The sequence below is a fragment of the Pseudomonas sp. SDO5271_S396 genome, assembly GCF_054071795.1.
Genome location: NZ_JBSVWB010000003.1, coordinates 204503 through 220994, shown reverse-complemented (window position 1 = coordinate 220994; position 16492 = coordinate 204503). Strand labels below are relative to the sequence as shown.

20 protein-coding genes and 1 tRNA gene are annotated in these 16492 nt (G+C 60.0%); 13 read left to right on the top strand and 8 right to left on the bottom strand.

The window, feature by feature from the left end; genetic code table 11:
- Positions 1 to 29 precede the first annotated feature (29 nt).
- Together ACW9IN_RS04175 and ACW9IN_RS04170 are read left to right on the top strand one after the other, a co-directional pair.
- Positions 30 to 269, top strand: coding sequence for a sulfurtransferase TusA family protein (locus tag ACW9IN_RS04175; protein WP_457364681.1), 240 nt, complete (start codon positions 30 to 32; stop codon positions 267 to 269).
- Positions 270 to 300: 31 nt separating this feature from the next.
- On the top strand, positions 301 to 1371 hold the full coding sequence (locus ACW9IN_RS04170) for an AI-2E family transporter (RefSeq protein ID WP_457364680.1): 1071 nt from the start codon (positions 301 to 303) through the stop codon (positions 1369 to 1371).
- Between the two features lie 69 nt (positions 1372 to 1440).
- On the opposite strand, the gene ACW9IN_RS04165 is transcribed toward ACW9IN_RS04170, so the two are convergent.
- Both ACW9IN_RS04165 and ACW9IN_RS04160 read right to left on the bottom strand, forming a co-directional pair.
- Positions 1441 to 1914, bottom strand: a complete 474-nt coding sequence (locus ACW9IN_RS04165; protein ID WP_457364679.1) for a peroxiredoxin — start codon at positions 1912 to 1914, stop codon at positions 1441 to 1443.
- A gap of 10 nt (positions 1915 to 1924) precedes the next feature.
- A complete protein-coding gene (locus ACW9IN_RS04160; protein ID WP_457364678.1) occupies positions 1925 to 2485 on the bottom strand; it encodes a glycine cleavage system protein R in 561 nt (186 codons plus the stop codon).
- 273 nt (positions 2486 to 2758) lie between these two features.
- Here ACW9IN_RS04160 and dapA point away from each other — a divergent pair, with 273 nt between their 5' ends.
- From dapA to hepT, 7 genes are all read left to right on the top strand, one after another.
- Positions 2759 to 3637: a 4-hydroxy-tetrahydrodipicolinate synthase gene (dapA, locus tag ACW9IN_RS04155; RefSeq protein ID WP_457364677.1), complete on the top strand. Its 879-nt coding sequence runs from the start codon at positions 2759 to 2761 to the stop codon at positions 3635 to 3637.
- 17 nt (positions 3638 to 3654) lie between these two features.
- Entirely contained in the window at positions 3655 to 4770 is a 1116-nt protein-coding gene (gene bamC, locus ACW9IN_RS04150; RefSeq protein WP_457364676.1) for an outer membrane protein assembly factor BamC, read from the top strand.
- A gap of 4 nt (positions 4771 to 4774) precedes the next feature.
- Positions 4775 to 5533 carry an MBL fold metallo-hydrolase gene (locus ACW9IN_RS04145; RefSeq protein ID WP_457364675.1) on the top strand — a complete coding sequence of 253 codons (759 nt, stop codon included), beginning with the start codon at positions 4775 to 4777 and terminating at the stop codon, positions 5531 to 5533.
- A gap of 27 nt (positions 5534 to 5560) precedes the next feature.
- Positions 5561 to 6274: a phosphoribosylaminoimidazolesuccinocarboxamide synthase gene (purC, locus tag ACW9IN_RS04140; RefSeq protein ID WP_010212191.1), complete on the top strand. Its 714-nt coding sequence runs from the start codon at positions 5561 to 5563 to the stop codon at positions 6272 to 6274.
- Positions 6275 to 6357: 83 nt separating this feature from the next.
- Positions 6358 to 6447: transfer RNA gene (locus tag ACW9IN_RS04135), tRNA-Ser, on the top strand.
- A gap of 118 nt (positions 6448 to 6565) precedes the next feature.
- On the top strand, positions 6566 to 6961 hold the full coding sequence (gene mntA / locus ACW9IN_RS04130; RefSeq protein ID WP_457364674.1) for a type VII toxin-antitoxin system MntA family adenylyltransferase antitoxin: 396 nt from the start codon (positions 6566 to 6568) through the stop codon (positions 6959 to 6961).
- Positions 6951 to 7382, top strand: a complete 432-nt coding sequence (hepT, locus tag ACW9IN_RS04125) for a type VII toxin-antitoxin system HepT family RNase toxin (RefSeq protein WP_457364673.1) — start codon at positions 6951 to 6953, stop codon at positions 7380 to 7382. The genes mntA and hepT overlap by 11 nt, the downstream gene beginning before the upstream one ends.
- 83 nt (positions 7383 to 7465) lie before the next feature.
- On the opposite strand, the gene ACW9IN_RS04120 is transcribed toward hepT, so the two are convergent.
- Positions 7466 to 8692 carry an MFS transporter gene (locus ACW9IN_RS04120; protein WP_457364672.1) on the bottom strand — a complete coding sequence of 409 codons (1227 nt, stop codon included), beginning with the start codon at positions 8690 to 8692 and terminating at the stop codon, positions 7466 to 7468.
- 277 nt (positions 8693 to 8969) lie between these two features.
- On the opposite strand from ACW9IN_RS04120, the gene ACW9IN_RS04115 reads away from it, so the two are divergent.
- Positions 8970 to 9602: a hypothetical protein gene (locus ACW9IN_RS04115; RefSeq protein ID WP_457364671.1), complete on the top strand. Its 633-nt coding sequence runs from the start codon at positions 8970 to 8972 to the stop codon at positions 9600 to 9602.
- A gap of 42 nt (positions 9603 to 9644) precedes the next feature.
- On the opposite strand, the gene ACW9IN_RS04110 is transcribed toward ACW9IN_RS04115, so the two are convergent.
- A complete protein-coding gene (locus ACW9IN_RS04110; RefSeq protein WP_457364670.1) occupies positions 9645 to 10580 on the bottom strand; it encodes a LysR family transcriptional regulator in 936 nt (311 codons plus the stop codon).
- A 157-nt stretch (positions 10581 to 10737) separates the two neighbouring features.
- On the opposite strand from ACW9IN_RS04110, the gene ACW9IN_RS04105 reads away from it, so the two are divergent.
- The 3 genes from ACW9IN_RS04105 to ACW9IN_RS04095 are packed head-to-tail and all read left to right on the top strand — an operon-like array spanning position 10738 to position 14336.
- Complete coding sequence (locus ACW9IN_RS04105) at positions 10738 to 12057, top strand: MFS transporter (RefSeq protein ID WP_457364669.1); 1320 nt, start codon at positions 10738 to 10740, stop codon at positions 12055 to 12057.
- 13 nt (positions 12058 to 12070) lie between these two features.
- Positions 12071 to 13300, top strand: a complete 1230-nt coding sequence (locus tag ACW9IN_RS04100) for a Zn-dependent hydrolase (protein ID WP_457364668.1) — start codon at positions 12071 to 12073, stop codon at positions 13298 to 13300.
- Positions 13301 to 13310: 10 nt separating this feature from the next.
- Entirely contained in the window at positions 13311 to 14336 is a 1026-nt protein-coding gene (locus ACW9IN_RS04095) for a histone deacetylase family protein (protein WP_457364667.1), read from the top strand.
- A gap of 92 nt (positions 14337 to 14428) precedes the next feature.
- Here ACW9IN_RS04095 and ACW9IN_RS04090 read toward each other — a convergent pair whose 3' ends face one another.
- From ACW9IN_RS04090 to ACW9IN_RS04075, 4 genes are all read right to left on the bottom strand, one after another.
- Positions 14429 to 14641 carry a cold-shock protein gene (locus tag ACW9IN_RS04090; RefSeq protein WP_457364666.1) on the bottom strand — a complete coding sequence of 71 codons (213 nt, stop codon included), beginning with the start codon at positions 14639 to 14641 and terminating at the stop codon, positions 14429 to 14431.
- A 128-nt stretch (positions 14642 to 14769) separates the two neighbouring features.
- Positions 14770 to 15612: a hypothetical protein gene (locus tag ACW9IN_RS04085; protein WP_457364665.1), complete on the bottom strand. Its 843-nt coding sequence runs from the start codon at positions 15610 to 15612 to the stop codon at positions 14770 to 14772.
- A gap of 75 nt (positions 15613 to 15687) precedes the next feature.
- A complete protein-coding gene (locus ACW9IN_RS04080) occupies positions 15688 to 16005 on the bottom strand; it encodes a type II toxin-antitoxin system RelE/ParE family toxin (RefSeq protein WP_457364664.1) in 318 nt (105 codons plus the stop codon).
- Positions 16002 to 16283 (bottom strand): ribbon-helix-helix domain-containing protein, encoded by a 282-nt coding sequence (locus tag ACW9IN_RS04075; RefSeq protein WP_457364663.1) that lies wholly within the window; start codon positions 16281 to 16283, stop codon positions 16002 to 16004. Before ACW9IN_RS04075 ends, ACW9IN_RS04080 begins: the two co-directional genes overlap by 4 nt.
- Between the last annotated feature and the right edge of the window lie 209 nt (positions 16284 to 16492).

Below are 16492 nucleotides of genomic sequence, written 5' to 3'. Positions count from 1 at the left end.
GCCCCCCACCCGCGTGCCCGGAGTAAACCATGACCGACGCTGTAGCCTTTGATGCCGAGCTCGATGCCAGCGGCCTCAATTGTCCCTTGCCTTTGCTCAAGGCCAAACTGGAACTCAATCGCCTGGCCAGCGGTGCAATCCTCAAGGTGACCGCCACCGACGCGGGTTCCCAGCGTGATTTCCGTACCTTCGCCAAGCTGGCCGGCCACACTCTCTTGCATGAAGAAGACGCTGCCGGTGTGTACCGATACTGGTTGCGCAAAGCCTGAACCGTTCGCCCCTACCACCCGAGGTTGATTGATGTTCAAAGTGTTACGAGACTGGATTCAGCGCTACTTCTCCGATGAGGAAGCCGTGGTGCTGGCGGTCCTGTTGTTTCTGGCCTTTACCGCCGTGCTCACCCTGGGGGGCATGCTCGCGCCGGTGCTGGCGGGCATGGTGCTGGCTTACCTGATGCAAGGCCTGGTCACTACCCTGGAACGCCTTCGCTTGCCGGGCGGGGCGGCCGTGGGGCTGGTGTTCGCCTTGTTCATGGGCTTGTTGGTGGTGTTCATCGTGGTGGTGCTGCCGTTGTTGTGGCACCAGTTGATTACCCTGTTCAACGAATTGCCGGGCATGCTCGCCAAGTGGCAATCCCTGTTGCTGCTGTTGCCGGAGCGCTATCCGCACCTGGTGTCGGATGAGCAGGTGCTGCAGGCCATTGAAGTGGCGCGCGGCGAGATCGGAAAATTCGGGCAATGGGCATTGACCCTCTCCCTGTCCAGCCTGCCACTGTTGGTCAACATCATGATCTACCTGGTGCTGGTGCCGATCCTGGTGTTTTTCTTCCTCAAGGATCGCGCGATGATCGGTCGCTGGGTGCGGGGGTACCTGCCGCGTGAGCGTGCGCTGATCACCCGGGTGGCGGAGGAGATGAATCGGCAGATCGCCAATTACATCCGCGGCAAGGTCATCGAAATCTTCATCTGTGGTGGTGTGACCTACATTGGCTTCGTCGCGCTCGGGCTCAACTATGCCGCGTTGCTGGCCCTGCTGGTGGGGGTGTCGGTAGTGGTGCCCTACGTCGGCGCGGTGGTGGTGACCGTGCCCGTGATGTTGATTGCCTTGTTCCAGTGGGGCTGGAGCGATCAGTTCATTTACCTGATGGCGGTCTACGGCATTATCCAGACGCTTGATGGCAACGTGCTGGTGCCTTTGCTGTTCTCGGAAGCCGTCAACCTGCACCCGGTGGCGATCATCTGCGCGGTACTGTTATTTGGTGGGTTGTGGGGGTTCTGGGGTGTGTTCTTCGCGATTCCCTTGGCGACGCTCTTCAAGGCGGTGCTGGATGCCTGGCCACGGCAGGAGCCAGTCGTCGCCCCTCTGTTGTAGCTGCACGATATGTGTAGTGAGCGGGACAAGCCCGCTCACTACAAAAGCCTGTCAATACAAACCTTGATATCAGGCCTTGTTCAATGCCTGCGCCGCTGCCAAAACCGCCTCCACGTGGCCCGGCACTTTCACGCCGCGCCACTCCTGGCGCAGCACGCCGTTCCGATCGATCAGGAACGTGCTGCGGTCCACGCCCAGGTATTCCTTGCCGTAGAGCTTTTTCAGCTTGATCACATCAAACAACTGGCAAACAGCTTCGTCCTTGTCGCTGATCAGCTCGAAGGGAAACGCCTGCTTGCCCTTGAAGTTTTCGTGGGACTTCACGCTGTCGCGCGATACGCCGAACACTTCGGTGTTGGCCGCCTTGAATGCGCTGTACTGGTCACGAAACCCCTGGCCTTCAGTGGTGCAGCCCGGTGTGCTGTCCTTCGGATAGAAGTAGATCACCACCTGTTTACCCTTCAGCGCGGCAAGGCTGAAGGTCTGGCCGCTGGTGGCCTGGGCTTCGAAATCTGCTACGGATTGGTCGATCACAACCGTCATGAGGGCTTCCTTACATTGGGTTCTGTGGGCGCCACGGTTCGATCAGCGCATCGAGATTCAGCGCATCGGCGAAGTCCAGGAACTGGTCGCGCAGCCAACTGATCTGCACGCCGGCCGGCAAGGTCACGGTGAACGTGGCGTTGAGCATGGTGCCGCCGGTTTGTGGCGCCTGATAGGTATCGCAGGTCAGGTTTTCCAGCTCTACATTGTGGTCAATGAAGAACTGGCACAGTTCGTTGACGATGTCCGAGCGGTAAGCCGAACTGACATACGCCACGTAGGGCAGGGCCTGGGGGCGATTCTCCAGAGCGGCACTGCGCACCACGTTGACGGTGAAAGCGTGCTTTTTGGCCAGACCCGGCAAGCCGGTTTCCAGACGTGCCAGGGCATCCCAGGTGCCGGAAATCTGCAGGACCAGCGCGCTGCACTCGCCATGGCGGGTGAGGCGGGAAGTCACCACGGCGCAGCGGTTCTCATGGCTGGCGCGGCACAGGACGTTGGTCAGCTCCATGGGGTTGGCGCCGAGGGCACTGATAACAAGGAATTGTTCGCGAACTGTGGGGGTGGACATGCAGCCTTCCTAAAGCGATGAGCGGTCGATACTGTGTGGGCCGTATCGATCAAAGGGTGAAGGGTAGCGAAAACCGTCGCCAAGGGCTAGGAGGTGGCGTTTTCATTGCGTGAGCGGTTGGAGGCAACACCGCGTCAAGCCGCGCTTTGGCCCAATGATGGCATTGCCCGTCGTTTAGTTGATCCAGAACGCATCCTCACGCGGTACTTCGCTTGTACAAGCATCTTGGCGCCAGTACCATTACGGCTCTCTTTTTCCGGCAGGAGCGGTTGCATGATTGCGGGCAGTATGGTGGCACTGGTCACACCCATGGATGCACAAGGTCATCTCGACTGGGACAGCCTTGGCAAACTGGTGGACTTCCACCTGCAAGAAGGCACCAACGCCATCGTGGCGGTCGGCACCACCGGTGAGTCGGCCACCCTTGATGTGGATGAGCACATTCAGGTCATCGAATTCGTGGTCAAGCGTGTTGCGGGCCGCATTGCCGTGATCGCCGGTACCGGCGCCAACTCGACACGCGAAGCCATCGAGCTGACCAGCAACGCCAAAAAGGCCGGTGCAGACGCCTGTCTGCTGGTGACCCCGTACTACAACAAGCCGACCCAGGAAGGTTTGTACCAGCACTTCCGTGCCATTGCCGAAGCCGTCGACATCCCGCAGATCCTCTATAACGTTCCAGGCCGTACCGCATGCGACATGCAGGCCGCGACCGTGATCCGCCTGTCCACCGTGCCGAACATCATCGGCATCAAGGAAGCCACCGGCGACCTGCAGCGCGCCAAGGACATCCTGGCCGGCGTGAGCAGCGACTTCCTGGTGTACTCCGGTGACGACGCCACTGCCGTCGAGTTGATCCTGCTGGGTGGCAAGGGCAACATCTCCGTGACCGCCAACGTGGCGCCGCGTGCCATGAGCGAAATGTGCGCCGCCGCCATCGCCGGTGATGCCGCCACCGCCCGCGCGATCCACGAGAAGCTGATGCCGCTCAACAAGACACTGTTTATCGAATCCAACCCTATTCCCGTGAAATGGGCGCTGTTCGAGATGGGCCTGATGCCGGACGGTATCCGTCTGCCGCTCACCCGTCTGAGCGAAACCTGTCACGAACCGCTGCGACAGGCCCTGCGCCAGTCCGGCGTCCTGGTTTAATTGAGGAAGCACTACGCATGAAGCGATTGGCCGGACTGTCCGCACTTGCCTTGATTATCTCCAGCACCAGTGGCTGCGGTTGGATCTGGGGCCCGGAAGGTTACTTCCGTGACCGCGGCAGCGATTACCTGGAAGCACAAGCAACCAAACCGATGCAACTGCCGCCGAACGTCAATGTCGCCAAGCGCCTTGACCCGTTGCTGCCGATTCCGCGCAACGTGGCTGACGACACCACCAAGGGTGAGTACGTGGTGCCACGTCCACAGCCGATCTCGGCCGTGGCGGATGCCAGCGATTACAGCCTGCAGAAGAGTGGCGACTCCCGCTGGATCGTGGCTCAGCGCCCACCTGCCGAAGTCTGGCCAGTGGCGGTGCAATTCTTCCAGGACAACGGTTTCCGTCTTGATGAACAGCGCCCGCAGACCGGTGAATTCACCACCGCCTGGCAGCACAGCAGTGAACTGTCCGCCACCATGGCCAAGCGCCTGCAGGCCGGCGGTGTAGCCGCCGACAGCGAAGCCCGCGTGCGCGTGCGTATCGAGCCGGGTGTGCAGCGCAACACCAGTGAGGTCTACGTGGTCAGCGCCGAGCGTCCAGCCGGCAGCACCGCCAACGTCGACTTCACCAACCGCTCGGTCAATACCGGAGTCGATTCGGCACTGGTTGACGAGATGCTGGCCAGCATGAGCCGTATCTCCGAGAAGGGCGGTTCGGTTTCCCTGCTCGCTGCACGTGATTACGACACGCCGAGCCGGGTCAGCCTCACCGAGGACGGCAGCGGCAACGTGGTGCTGAACCTGGGCGAAGATCTGGACCGTGCTTGGGCCAGTGTCGGCCGCGCATTGGAACAGGGGCCATGGCGCGTCGAAGACATCAACCGCAGCCTGGGTCTCTACTACATCAACGTGGCTGAAAAGGCCGAGCGCAAGGACGACGAGCCTGGTTTCTTCGGCAAATTGTTCGGCAGCCAGCCGACCAAGGAAGAGATCGAGACCCGTGCCGAGCGTTATCAGGTACGTCTGAGCAAAGTTGGCGACAACGTGCAAGTCACCGTCGAGAAGAACATCAATACCGTTGCGCCGGCTGAAACCGCGCGCAAAGTGTTGGGCGTGATTCAGGACAATCTGGGCTGATCCGATGCGTTTTGCCGTTCTCGGCAGCGGTAGTCAAGGGAACGGCACGCTGGTCGCCCACGACGATACGCTCGTGCTGGTGGATTGTGGTTTCTCGCTGAAAGAAACCGAGCGGCGCCTGTTGCGCCTTGGCGTTCATCCCGCGCAGTTGAGCGCGATTCTGGTGACCCACGAACATGCCGATCATGTGCATGGCGTGGGTTTGCTGTCTCGACGCTACAATGTGCCGGTGTACTTGAGCCGCGGTACTTTGCGCGGAATGCGCAAACCTCTGGAGCCCACAGGTTTCCTGACCGGTGGCGAGACGTTACGGATCGGCACGTTGAGCATTGACGTGATTGCGGTGGCGCACGACGCCCAGGAACCGACTCAGTATGTGTTCAGTGACGGAGAGCGGCGTTTTGGCGTTCTCACCGACCTGGGCTCCTACTGCTCCAAGGTGCTGGACGGTTACCGGGATCTCGATGCCCTGATGATCGAGTCCAACCACTGCCGGGATTTATTGGCGCGTGGTCATTACCCGTACTTTCTCAAGCAGCGGGTGGGTGGCGACCTGGGACATTTGAACAACCACCAGGCGGCGTACCTGGTGTATGAGTTGGGCTGGCAAGACCTGCAACACCTGGTCCTGGCCCACCTGAGCAGCAAGAACAACCTGCCGCAGCTGGCCCGGCAATGTTTTGTCGACACCCTCGGGTGCGACCCGGACTGGCTGCAACTGGCCGATCAAGATTCAGGGCTCGACTGGCGACACATCGCCTAGCCCACCCTTTAGCAAGCGGAGCCCATCATGGAAAAACGTGAAGAACTCTACCGCGGTAAAGCCAAGTCGGTGTACAAGACCGACGACGCCAACCGCCTGATCCTGCTGTTTCGCAACGACACCTCGGCGTTCGACGGCAAGCGCATCGAACAGCTCGATCGCAAGGGCATGGTGAACAACAAGTTCAACGCCTTCATCATGCAGAAACTCGAAGCGGCCGGTATCCCGACCCAATTCGACAAGCTGCTGGGCGACAACGAGTGCCTGGTCAAGAAACTGGACATGATCCCGGTGGAATGCGTCGTGCGTAACTACGCCGCGGGCAGCCTGGTCAAGCGTCTTGGCGTGGAAGAGGGGCTCAAGCTCAACCCTTACACCTTCGAACTGTTCCTGAAGGACGACGCCAAGGGCGATCCGTTCATCAACGAATCCCACGTTGTGGCGTTCGGCTGGGGCACCGCTGAGCAACTGGCGCGCATGAAGGAGTTGTCCCTCAAGGTCAACGACGTGCTGAGCAAGCTGTTCGACGACGCCGGCCTGTTGCTGGTGGACTTCAAGCTTGAATTCGGCGTGTTCCACGACGGCTCCATCGTCCTGGGCGACGAATTCAGCCCGGACGGCTGCCGTCTGTGGGACAAGGACACCAAGAAGAAGATGGACAAGGACCGCTTCCGCCAGGGCCTCGGTGACGTCATCGAAGCCTACGAAGAAGTCGCCAACCGTCTGGGCGTACCGCTTTAATCGACGCAAGCATCTGATAGCACGGAAAAAAATCGCTTCGGCGCTTTGCTTTCCTGAGTCACGCTGTTATGATGCGCGCCGTTGGAGAGATGCCAGAGTGGCCGAATGGGACGGATTCGAAATCCGTTGTACCTTCGCGGGTACCTAGGGTTCGAATCCCTATCTCTCCGCCATTATTGAAAATGAAAAACCCCCAATAACTTAATTGTTGTTGGGGGTTTTTTGTTTGGGGCAGAAATTTCAAAATGAATTCTGCTACGGTCATTCATCAGATGACAGGTGAATCGCAGAATGAACGTTGAACCGGTGCTGGCGCATTTATTAGCGGGGCTTCCTGATCTTACGGCTGTCTATGTCTTTGGCAGCCAGGCGACGGGGGAGGCGCATGCTGACAGCGACCTCGACCTGGCCGTACTGTCAGCTGGCCCCGTAGACCCGCTGTTGTTGTGGCAGGTAGCTGGGGAGCTCGCTGACATTGTGAAAGTGCCTGTCGATTTGCTGGACCTGCGGGCAGCCTCCACGGTCATGCAATATCAGGTCATCACAACCGGGCGTCAGCTTTGGAAGAAGGATAGCGAGGCAGGTATCTTCGAAAGCTACATCCTCAGTGAAAAAACTGCTCTGGACACCGCAAGGGCAGGGCTTTTGGCCGATATTCAAAAGGAAGGGAAAGTGCATGGTCGATGATGTGCTCATCAACAAAGCCTCGAGCATCGAGCGTTGTGTCGCTCGTGCCCGCGAGGAGTATGAAAAGGACCCGGCCAGCTTTGCGACTGACTTCACCCGTCAGGATGCGGCGATTTTGAATATTCAACGTGCGTGCGAAGCAGCCTTGGATATGGGGCAGCATCTGATCCGTCGTGAGCGGTTGGGCGTTCCCCAGAGTGCGCGGGACGTGTTCGAATTACTGTCCCGAAGCGCGTGGGTCAGTTCGAGCCTGCTGACCAGCCTGAAGAACATGGTTGGCTTTCGCAATATTGCGGTGCACGAGTATCAAACCCTCCAATTGCCGATCACGGTGGCAATCATCACTCAGCACTTGGATGATTTTCTGGCATTCAGCGCCTTTATCCTTACCAAGGATGCGAGCCAGCCGGCGCCGCCGTAGACACTCCAGGCAACTGATGGCCATAAACTGAAAAAGCCTGCCGAGCTCGACGCTCAGCAGGCTTTTTAGTCATTGCAGTTCACTCAGGCCGGCTGAGCTGCCAGGCTGTTACTCACATTGCGCCCCAGCACCAGCACCGTCACAAACCCACAGCCCACCAGCGCGGTGGCCAGGCTCAACAGTACCGAGCTGCCGAGTTGGTCGACGATGCGGCCGCCGAAGAACGAACCCAGTGCGATGATCACCTGGAACAGGGCGACGAACAGCGGCATGCCGCGCTCGACATCCTTGGGTGCCACGACAAACATCCAGATGCTGGCGCAGGCCGGGAAGGCTCCGAAGGCGAAGCCCCACAGTCCGATCAGCATCGCTGCGCCGGTCATGCCGGTGGCGAAGTAGGGGAACAGCGCGGTGCTGGTGCCGATCATCAGGGCCACCAGCAACAGGGTGTGGCGCACGCTGCGGTTGGCGGCGAAACCGGCAAAGATGTTGCCGAACACCCCGGCTACGCCAAACAGCAGCAACAGCGAACCAATGGTCGGGCCGTCGAAGCCGGAGCTGTATTTGAAGAACGGCGCCACATAGGTGTACGCGGCGAAGTGCGCCAGGCCGATCATCAATACGGCGATCAACCCCACCCGGGCGCGTGGGTTGATGAACAAGGCCGGCAGGTCACTGATCAGGATCGCCTTTTCCGGGTCGAGTCGCGGTAGCAGGAACACCTGTGCCAGCAGTACCGGCACGCCCACCAATGCAGTGACCAGGAAGGTCATGCGCCAGCCCATCAGGCCGCTGAGCCAGGTGCCCACCGGCACGCCCAGCACGGTCGCGAGAGTCACCCCCATCATGATGATCGAGGTGGCCTTGGCCACGTCCACCCCCCTGGGTGCCAGGCGGCCGCTCAGGGCGATTGCCGTCGCCCAGAAACCGCCGATGCTGATGCCCAGCAGCACGCGACCGAACAACAGCAGGCTGAAGTCGCTGGCAAAGGCCACCACGGTGTTGGCGATGATCATGATCAGCGTCAGGCCGATCAGCAGGTAGCGACGGTCCATGGCGCCAATGACCACCGAAAGAAACGGCGCAGCGAGCGCGGCCATGATGCCCGGCAGGGTCACCATCAGGCCGGCATGACCGGCACTGATGTTGAGGTCGCTGGCAACGTCGTTGAGCACGCCCACCGGCAGAAACTCGCTGGTCACCAGGGCGAAGGCCCCCACGGCGACCGAGAGAATCGCCAGCCACTGCTGTTTGACACTCTGTTGATTATGTTCGGGACGGCCACGAGGGGCCTGGCTGGCACTTGGCATGGTGTTGGGTTCCAAGGTGAATGTCGCTTGAAAAGCGATGGAGAGGAAATCAGGAGGCGATTATAGGAATCCATTTTTGAAAAAATGCAGGTGACCGTTTCGATAGTAATCATCAGTGCAATCGATGCGATGCTCTGGTGCAGCCGCTCTGAAGCGGTGCCGAGTCGTGCAGAAGGTGTGCCCAGGACGGGAATAAATCGATTCACCGGGGTGTTTTTCAGGAAGGGGTGTAGCGCACGATCCTCACTCCTATCATCTGAACCACGAGGTGCACACCATGAATAATCATAACGCAGCCTTCAAGGCCAACCCCTTGGTCTACATCAGGGACACCGCCATCAACAGTGTCTCTTTCTTCCAGAAGGATGCGCTGTCGGGTCAGAGAACCACTGTGCTGAACATGATGAAAATGGGCACTTTTGACTTCGTTGGAGGCAATGAAGCGGCGCAGGTGGTGTTAACGCCGGTGGGCAATGTCAGTCACGCTGACGTAGGCATCGGTGCTTACTGGTGTCCTTTCATCCAGGGCATGGGCATGCCCGGATTCGTCGATCTGCCGAAATACAACCCCGAATACCCTTTCATGTTCACCGCCGCCATGAATGGCTGCGCGCTGGTGGTGACGCCAACCCCGGGGGACAACTCCAAGATCCGGGTTTACCACAATCAACATCCCACCCAGGCGACGGTCAACCAGCACATCAGTAATCAGGGGCAGCCGATTCAATCAATGGTTGTGTTCGAAGATTACGGCAGGAACACCGGAACCTTGCCTGCGCCTAACGGGTTTAATTTTCTTTATTACAGAAACGGCGGCTGGAAGATTGTCACCCAGCCCCAAAAGCTCGATCTGGTCACAAGCGAGGTGACGTTGAACCGTGGGCTCGCCAGCCTGATGGTCGATGCCTGAGGTCCGATAAACGCTTGCGCAGGTTGCCGGAGCGGCTGTCAATCACTTCAGCCGCGGCAAAATACTTTCGATGAACACCGTCTCCGCCCGACTCATCTTTTGTTCCCGGTTCCACAGCAGGTGGATATCCACGTCCGCTATCCCTTCATCCGGCGGCAAACGCCAGAGCAGGCCGTTTTTCACATCCTCGTCCACCACATGAATGGGCAGGCAGCCGAGGCCAAATCCGGCAATCACCAGGCGCCGGACCTCTTCGAGGCTGGAGGATGACGCGACGATCCGTCCGCTGAACCCTTGTTGATCCCGGAAGATCGTCAGCGGCGAGAGCATCCCGCCGATCTGGTCGCTGGTGAAACTCACGAAGTTCTCCGACTGCAAATCCCTCTCGGCCAGGCCGCTGCGGCCAAACAGTGGGTGGTGCCGCCCGCAGAAAAATGCATAGCGCTGACGCAGGAACAGGTGCTGTTCCAGGCGTGGCTGTGGTCTGCGATTGAGGCTCAGGCCCAGGGTGGCGGTTTTTTCCAGGAGCGCGGCGACGATGTCCGAGCTGCGCATCACCTCGACTTCCAGGTCGACGCGCGGATGTTCACGGTGAAAGTTCGCCAGGCATTCATCGAAGATGTCCGAGTTGATCCGGCTGATCATCAACAAACGCACCTTACCGATCACTTCGTCACCGGGCTTCTGCAAGGCGTTGCTCATTTGGGAGACCTGGCCATACATCTCGCCGGCGATGGCAAAGATGTGTTCGCCGGCTTCGGTGAGCACAAAGCGTGGGCCACGGCGGGCGATCAGTTGGCAGTCGAGCTGTTCTTCCAGGCGCTTGAGCGCTTGGCTGATGGCGGGCTGGGTCAGGTGCAGGCGCGCGGCGGCGCGGCTGATGCTCAGTTCCTGGCCGATCACACGGAAGGTGCGCAGCAGGTTCCAATCCAGGCGATCGTTGAGCAGGGGGTGAATGTCGCGGCGGGGTTCGGCCATGGATAACCCAATAATAAGCAGGATTTATAATTTGAATAATAAATAGAAAATTGACTAATCATAGCCCCGGGCCGATAAATCACCCCTGACAAGCGCCACCAGAGCGCATGCGTTTGACCTTTCTCCTGCCAGAAAAATAACCAAAGGAGCCCGTCCCATGAAGCCTTCCGCTTCGCCCCAGCCACGCCGTGCTGCGGCCGCCGCCTTTATCGGCACCATGATCGAGTGGTACGACTTTTACATCTACGCCACCGCCGCCGCGCTGGTGTTCGGCCAACTGTTTTTCCCGTCCGAAGACAAATTGTTCAGCACCATGGCTGCCTTCGGCACCTTTGCCGTAGGGTTCTTCGCTCGGCCGTTGGGCGGCATTGTGTTCGGGCATATCGGCGACCGTATTGGTCGCAAGAAGTCCCTGGTAATCACCCTGGTCATGATGGGAGTGGTCACGGTGTGCATCGGCCTGTTGCCGACCTATGCGCAAATCGGCATGGCCGCGCCGGTGCTGTTGATCCTGCTGCGCGTGGTGCAAGGCATCGCGGTCGGCGGAGAGTGGGGTGGGGCGGTGTTGATGGCCGGTGAGCATGCGCCGAAGGGGCGTCGCAACTTCTTTGCCTCATTCGCCCAGTTGGGCAGCCCGGCGGGTTTGATCCTGTCGCTGCTGGCGTTCAGCGCGGTAACCCGTTTGCCCGAAGACGACTTGCTGTCGTGGGGCTGGCGCGTGCCGTTTCTTGCCAGCGCGCTGTTGTTGATCGTCGGCCTGGCGATTCGCCTGGGCGTGAATGAATCGCCGGAGTTCCTCGAAGACCAGGCCTTGGCGGAAAAAGCCCGTGCGATCAAGCAGGACCAGGCCCCGGTGATCGAAGTGCTGCGCAGCGCCTGGCGTCCACTGTTGCTGTGCATCGGCGCCAACACCCTGGGCATCGCCGGTGTGTATTTCACCAACACCTTCATGATTGCCTACAGTACCCAGCAACTGGGCCTGCCGCGTTCGCTGATTCTGGAGTGTCTGTTCTTCGTGGCCATTATCCAGTTCTGCGTCCAGCCCCTGGCGGCGTGGGTGGCGGAGAAGGTCGGCGCCACACGCTTTCTGTGCGCGATGACGGTGCTGGCCATGGCCTCGCCTTATCCGATGTTCGTGCTGGTCAGCAGCGGCCAGGCGCCCTTGATCATCCTCGGCATCGCCTTGGCGGTGGTGTGCATGGCGTCGTTTTACGCAGTGATCGCGGGCTTTGTCAGCGGGCTGTTTGAAACCCGCGTGCGTTACACCGCGATCTCCCTGGCCTATCAGGTGTGCGGTGCGCTGGCCGGTGGTCTGACGCCGTTGATCGGCACCTGGCTGGCCCATGAATATCAGGGCCAGTGGTGGCCAATGGCAGTGTTTTACAGCTTGATCGCGACGGTCTCGCTGGTGTGTGTACTGGCGCTGTCGCGCCGCCACGCCACTGCCCATCGTCACGAAATGGCCCACAGTGTTTGAAGGAGAGTGAGTGATGTTGAAGATCAATGGCGAGCGCCTGTGGGCGAGCCTGATGGCCATGGCCGAGATCGGTGCCACAGCGCGCGGCGGCAGTTGCCGCCTGGCGTTGAGCGCGCAAGACCAGGCCGGACGCGAACTGTTCAGCCACTGGTGTAACACCGCCGGGCTGACCCTGAGCGTGGACGCCATCGGCAACCTGTTTGCCCGCCGGGCCGGCACCGAGCCTGATGCAGCCCCTGTGATGATGGGCAGCCACCTCGACACCCAGCCCGAAGGCGGGCGTTTCGACGGTGTCTACGGTGTGCTGGCCGGTCTGGAGGTGATCCGCAGCCTCAATGATCACGGGATCCGCACGCGAAAGCCGCTGGAAATAGCGGTCTGGACCAACGAAGAAGGTGCTCGTTTTACTCCGGCCATGCTCGGTTCGGCGGTATTCACCGGCACCCTGGCTCTGGACAAGGCGCTGGCCACGGTGGACGTCGACGGCATCAGCGTTGGCCAGGCGTTGCAGGCCACGGGCTACAACGGTTCACGCCCATTGGGTGGTACGGTGGATGCTTACTTCGAAGCCCATATCGAACAGGGTCCGATCCTGGAAGACAACGCCAAGAGCATCGGCGTGGTCACCGGTGGCCAGGCGATTCGCTGGCTCGACGTGCGGGTCGACGGCATGGCGGCCCATGCTGGCACCACACCGATGCCGCTGCGCAAGGATGCCTTGTACGGCGCCGCGCAGATGATCCAGGCGGTGGAACAGCTGGCGACGGATTTTGCCCCGGAGGGCCTGACCACCGTGGGCGAGTTGAGCATCGCCAAATCCTCGCGCAACACCATTCCCGGATTGCTGAGTTTCACGATCGATCTGCGCCACCATCGCGACGCTGAGATCGACGCCATGGAGCAACAGGTACGCCAGCGGTTGCAGGCTATCGCCGAACACCGTGGCCTGAGCGTGACAGTTAGCCCGCACTGGATCAGCCCGGCTACACCCTTCGACGCCGAATGTGTTGCCTGTGTGCAGGACGCGGTGGATACGCTGGGCTACAGCCAGCAACGCATCGTCAGCGGTGCCGGCCACGATGCGATTCACCTGGCCCGCTATTGCCCCACCGCGATGGTCTTCATTCCGTGCGTGGGCGGCTTGAGTCACAACGAAGCCGAAGATGTATTGCCCGAGGACGTACGCCAGGGCACCGATGTGTTGCTCAACGCGGTATTGAAGCGCGCCGGTCAGGTTCAGTAAGGAGAGTGTCATGCGTACGTTTTTCCACCCCGAACAACTGCTGCATCATCCGCGCAGCTATTACTCCCGTGGCCAGATGCGCACGCCCCAGGAAGTCCCCGAGCGTGCCCGCAACCTCTTGCAGGCTGCGCAAACCTTGGGGTTCGAGATTCTTCAACCGCTGGATCATGGCCTCGACCCGCTGTTGGCGGTACACGGTGCGGCCTATCTGACCTTCCTCCAGGAAGCGCACGCACGCTGGAAGGAAATCCCCGAAGACTGGGGCGATGAAGTCATGTCCAATATCTTCGTGCGCGAGCCCAATGCACTGCGCGGTATTCTCGCCCAAGCCGCGCGTTACCTGGCGGATGGCAGTTGTCCGGTCGGCGAACTGACCTGGCGCTCTGCCTATTGGTCGGCCCAGAGCGCCGTCGCCGCCGCCCGGGATATTCTCGATGGCGCACCGGCTGCCTATGCCCTGTGCCGCCCGCCGGGTCACCACGCTCGTTTCGATGCGGCAGGTGGTTTCTGCTACATCAACAACGCCGCCGTCGCGGCGCAGGTTCTACGCGAAGGTTTCCAGCGGGTGGCCGTGCTCGACACCGATATGCATCACGGCCAGGGTATCCAGGAAATTTTCTACGAGCGCGACGATGTGCTGTACGTGTCGATCCATGGCGACCCCACCAACTTCTACCCTGGCGTTGCCGGCTTTGCCGATGAGCGGGGAAGCGCCGCCGGTGAAGGCTTCAACCTGAACTTGCCGATGCCTCACGGTGCAAGCGAAGCGGTGTTCTTCGAACAACTGGAGCGCGCGTTGGCGGCGGTGAAGAATTTTTCGGCGCAGGTGCTGGTGTTGTCTTTGGGTTTCGATATCTATGAGCTGGATCCGCAAAGCAAGGTAGCGGTGACGCGCGAAGGGTTTGCTCGCCTGGGTGAGCGGATCCGCGAGCTTGGCTTGCCCTGTGTGATCGTACAGGAGGGCGGTTATCACCTCGAAACGCTGGACAGCAACGCCCAAGCGTTTTTCAGCCACCCGCAGGCGTGGGTCAAATAAGGCTGCTCGGCGCAACTTGACGGTACGTGAACTTGTAAAAGCCTGCTGGTCCGGATGTTCGGCAGGCTTTTACACTGTGGATGACACGCTCCTCAGGTCACCACCTGTACCTTGTCGGCCTGCAGGCCTTTTTGGCCCTGCACCGCTTCAAACGTGACCTTCTGTCCTTCTTTCAATGTCTTGAACCCACTGCCTTCGATCGCCCTGAAATGGACGAACAGGTCAGCCCCATTCTCCGGTGTGATGAAGCCGTAGCCCTTCTCGTCGTTGAACCACTTCACCGTGCCGTTTTGTCTCTCGCTCATTCTTCGTATCCTCGAAACCTTTGTATCCCGCTGCACGCCGACGAATTGCCGGATGCGGTCACTTTAATGAAAGTCTCGAAGCTTCGACTCGTCAACGCGTCGGGAGACCAGCGGTAGGCCGGCATTCATCAGGGCTGTTCCGAGGGACGCAGTTCCAGCACTCGGTCCCGGCCGCCTTCGGCCAACAGGTAGCTCCCCCGGCCCGTGGGGACAATCGACTGTGGCGCTTTGAGGAACGAAAGAATTGTCTGTTGGTGCCCCTGTTTATCGATGAGCAGCAAGCGCGCGCGGTGTGTGGCATCTTCGTTGACCCATAAGCCACGTTCATCGCACATCAGAAGCGTCGGCTGATTCAACCCGCTCAGCACCACAGGATCGTGACCGTCGTCGGTGAGTTCGCGCACCACGCCTTTTTTCTTCTCGGTGTAGAGCATGCGGCCATCCGTGCAGCGCACGATGGACTCGCCTTCCTCCAGGCGGTCGCGCAGCACGCTCAGGGACTGGTCACTCCAGCGATAACGCAGGATCCGGCCTTCATCCCGGCGGTCTTCGATGGCGTACAGATCATCGCCTTCATCCCACAGGCCCTGCACGTTTTCGCCGCGAAACAGCTCAGTGACCTTGCCGTCCTTGAGAAAGCTGACGGGTGCTCCACCAGACTCCTGGCTGAATACCCAACCGCCCCGGGTCGCGAACATGCCATCGGGCTTGGACAGGTTGCCCACCACCACTTCGCGCGTGCCGTCGAGGCGCAGGCGCACGATGCTGCCTTTGGCGTCATCGAGTTCCTGGCTGACCATCAATGAGCCATCCGGCAACGGCATCAGCGAGGCGACCTTGGGCACGTCGCGATGCACCACCTGCACACTCCAGCCGGCGGCAGCGCTGACCGGGTAGAAGCTCTGCCAGGCGAAAAAGCCGAGGCAGGCGATGCACAGCAGGCTGACGCCCCACAGTGCTCGCTTCAGCATGCGAAAGCCTTGCATTTTTCTGGTTGTTTTCGTCATTGATTACTCTGGTCCGGCTGTGGGGATGCAAGTGCGAAGCTAGCGCGCATCGTCGTGCAACGGTGTCGTGTAATCACGCCCGCCATGAAACACTCCCAGGATCGACACCGTCTGGGTGTGGGTGTCAACTCGGAACGCGATGACCGTGGCGTGTCGAAAATGAGTGACGCGCAGTCCGGGTAGCAGGTCATCGCGACAGGTGCCGCGTAGAGGGAACAGGGAAAGGCTTTCGCAGTAGTCGATGAGGTGGTCGATAAAGCGCGTCGCTACGTGAGGGGAACCGTTTTCGCTGATGTAGTCTTCAAGTGCATCAAGCTGTGCCAGGGCCTCGGGCGAAAAGATGACCGCGTAGCTCACGGCCTGGAAATGCCTTTTCGCTTACGTTTGGCCATCATGTGTTCGCGTACCTGTTCGGTGGTGAGTGCCCGAGCGGGGTTAGCCTCAAGGGCGACTGCGGAGGGGATCACCTCGTCGTGCAGCCATTGCTCCATGGCGCGATCACGGGCCAGCAACACCCGTAGGCCATCGCGTATGACTTCACTTTCGCTGGCGTATTCGCCGGCAGCGACCCTGGCCTTGACCATGGCAGCCATTTCCACAGGCAGGGTAATGCTCATTTGTTGGGTTGAGCGCATCGAGAGGTCCGCCGAGAGTGGGTAGGATTCAATCCTACTCGACCACTGGCGTGATGCAAGGAGCAACTGGTCGATACCGATGTCCGGTGTTTCGTCGTCAGCCCAAAAAGGGCTTGAGTGCTGGCAGGTTTCCATGGGCGGCAATGTCTCTGTGTGGTCGGGTGAAGCTGGAAGTATTGTTCCTTTCCAAAAAATGCGTAGCGCCGGCC

Coding starts and splice junctions, on each gene's coding strand:
- ACW9IN_RS04175 (WP_457364681.1), top strand. CDS start 30: ATGACCGACGCTGTAGCCTTTGATGCCGAGCTCGATGCCAGCGGCCTC.
- ACW9IN_RS04170 (WP_457364680.1), top strand. CDS start 301: ATGTTCAAAGTGTTACGAGACTGGATTCAGCGCTACTTCTCCGATGAG.
- ACW9IN_RS04165 (WP_457364679.1), bottom strand. CDS start 1,914: ATGACGGTTGTGATCGACCAATCCGTAGCAGATTTCGAAGCCCAGGCC.
- ACW9IN_RS04160 (WP_457364678.1), bottom strand. CDS start 2,485: ATGTCCACCCCCACAGTTCGCGAACAATTCCTTGTTATCAGTGCCCTC.
- dapA (WP_457364677.1), top strand. CDS start 2,759: ATGATTGCGGGCAGTATGGTGGCACTGGTCACACCCATGGATGCACAA.
- bamC (WP_457364676.1), top strand. CDS start 3,655: ATGAAGCGATTGGCCGGACTGTCCGCACTTGCCTTGATTATCTCCAGC.
- ACW9IN_RS04145 (WP_457364675.1), top strand. CDS start 4,775: ATGCGTTTTGCCGTTCTCGGCAGCGGTAGTCAAGGGAACGGCACGCTG.
- purC (WP_010212191.1), top strand. CDS start 5,561: ATGGAAAAACGTGAAGAACTCTACCGCGGTAAAGCCAAGTCGGTGTAC.
- mntA (WP_457364674.1), top strand. CDS start 6,566: ATGAACGTTGAACCGGTGCTGGCGCATTTATTAGCGGGGCTTCCTGAT.
- hepT (WP_457364673.1), top strand. CDS start 6,951: ATGGTCGATGATGTGCTCATCAACAAAGCCTCGAGCATCGAGCGTTGT.
- ACW9IN_RS04120 (WP_457364672.1), bottom strand. CDS start 8,692: ATGCCAAGTGCCAGCCAGGCCCCTCGTGGCCGTCCCGAACATAATCAA.
- ACW9IN_RS04115 (WP_457364671.1), top strand. CDS start 8,970: ATGAATAATCATAACGCAGCCTTCAAGGCCAACCCCTTGGTCTACATC.
- ACW9IN_RS04110 (WP_457364670.1), bottom strand. CDS start 10,580: ATGGCCGAACCCCGCCGCGACATTCACCCCCTGCTCAACGATCGCCTG.
- ACW9IN_RS04105 (WP_457364669.1), top strand. CDS start 10,738: ATGAAGCCTTCCGCTTCGCCCCAGCCACGCCGTGCTGCGGCCGCCGCC.
- ACW9IN_RS04100 (WP_457364668.1), top strand. CDS start 12,071: ATGTTGAAGATCAATGGCGAGCGCCTGTGGGCGAGCCTGATGGCCATG.
- ACW9IN_RS04095 (WP_457364667.1), top strand. CDS start 13,311: ATGCGTACGTTTTTCCACCCCGAACAACTGCTGCATCATCCGCGCAGC.
- ACW9IN_RS04090 (WP_457364666.1), bottom strand. CDS start 14,641: ATGAGCGAGAGACAAAACGGCACGGTGAAGTGGTTCAACGACGAGAAG.
- ACW9IN_RS04085 (WP_457364665.1), bottom strand. CDS start 15,612: ATGCTGAAGCGAGCACTGTGGGGCGTCAGCCTGCTGTGCATCGCCTGC.
- ACW9IN_RS04075 (WP_457364663.1), bottom strand. CDS start 16,283: ATGCGCTCAACCCAACAAATGAGCATTACCCTGCCTGTGGAAATGGCT.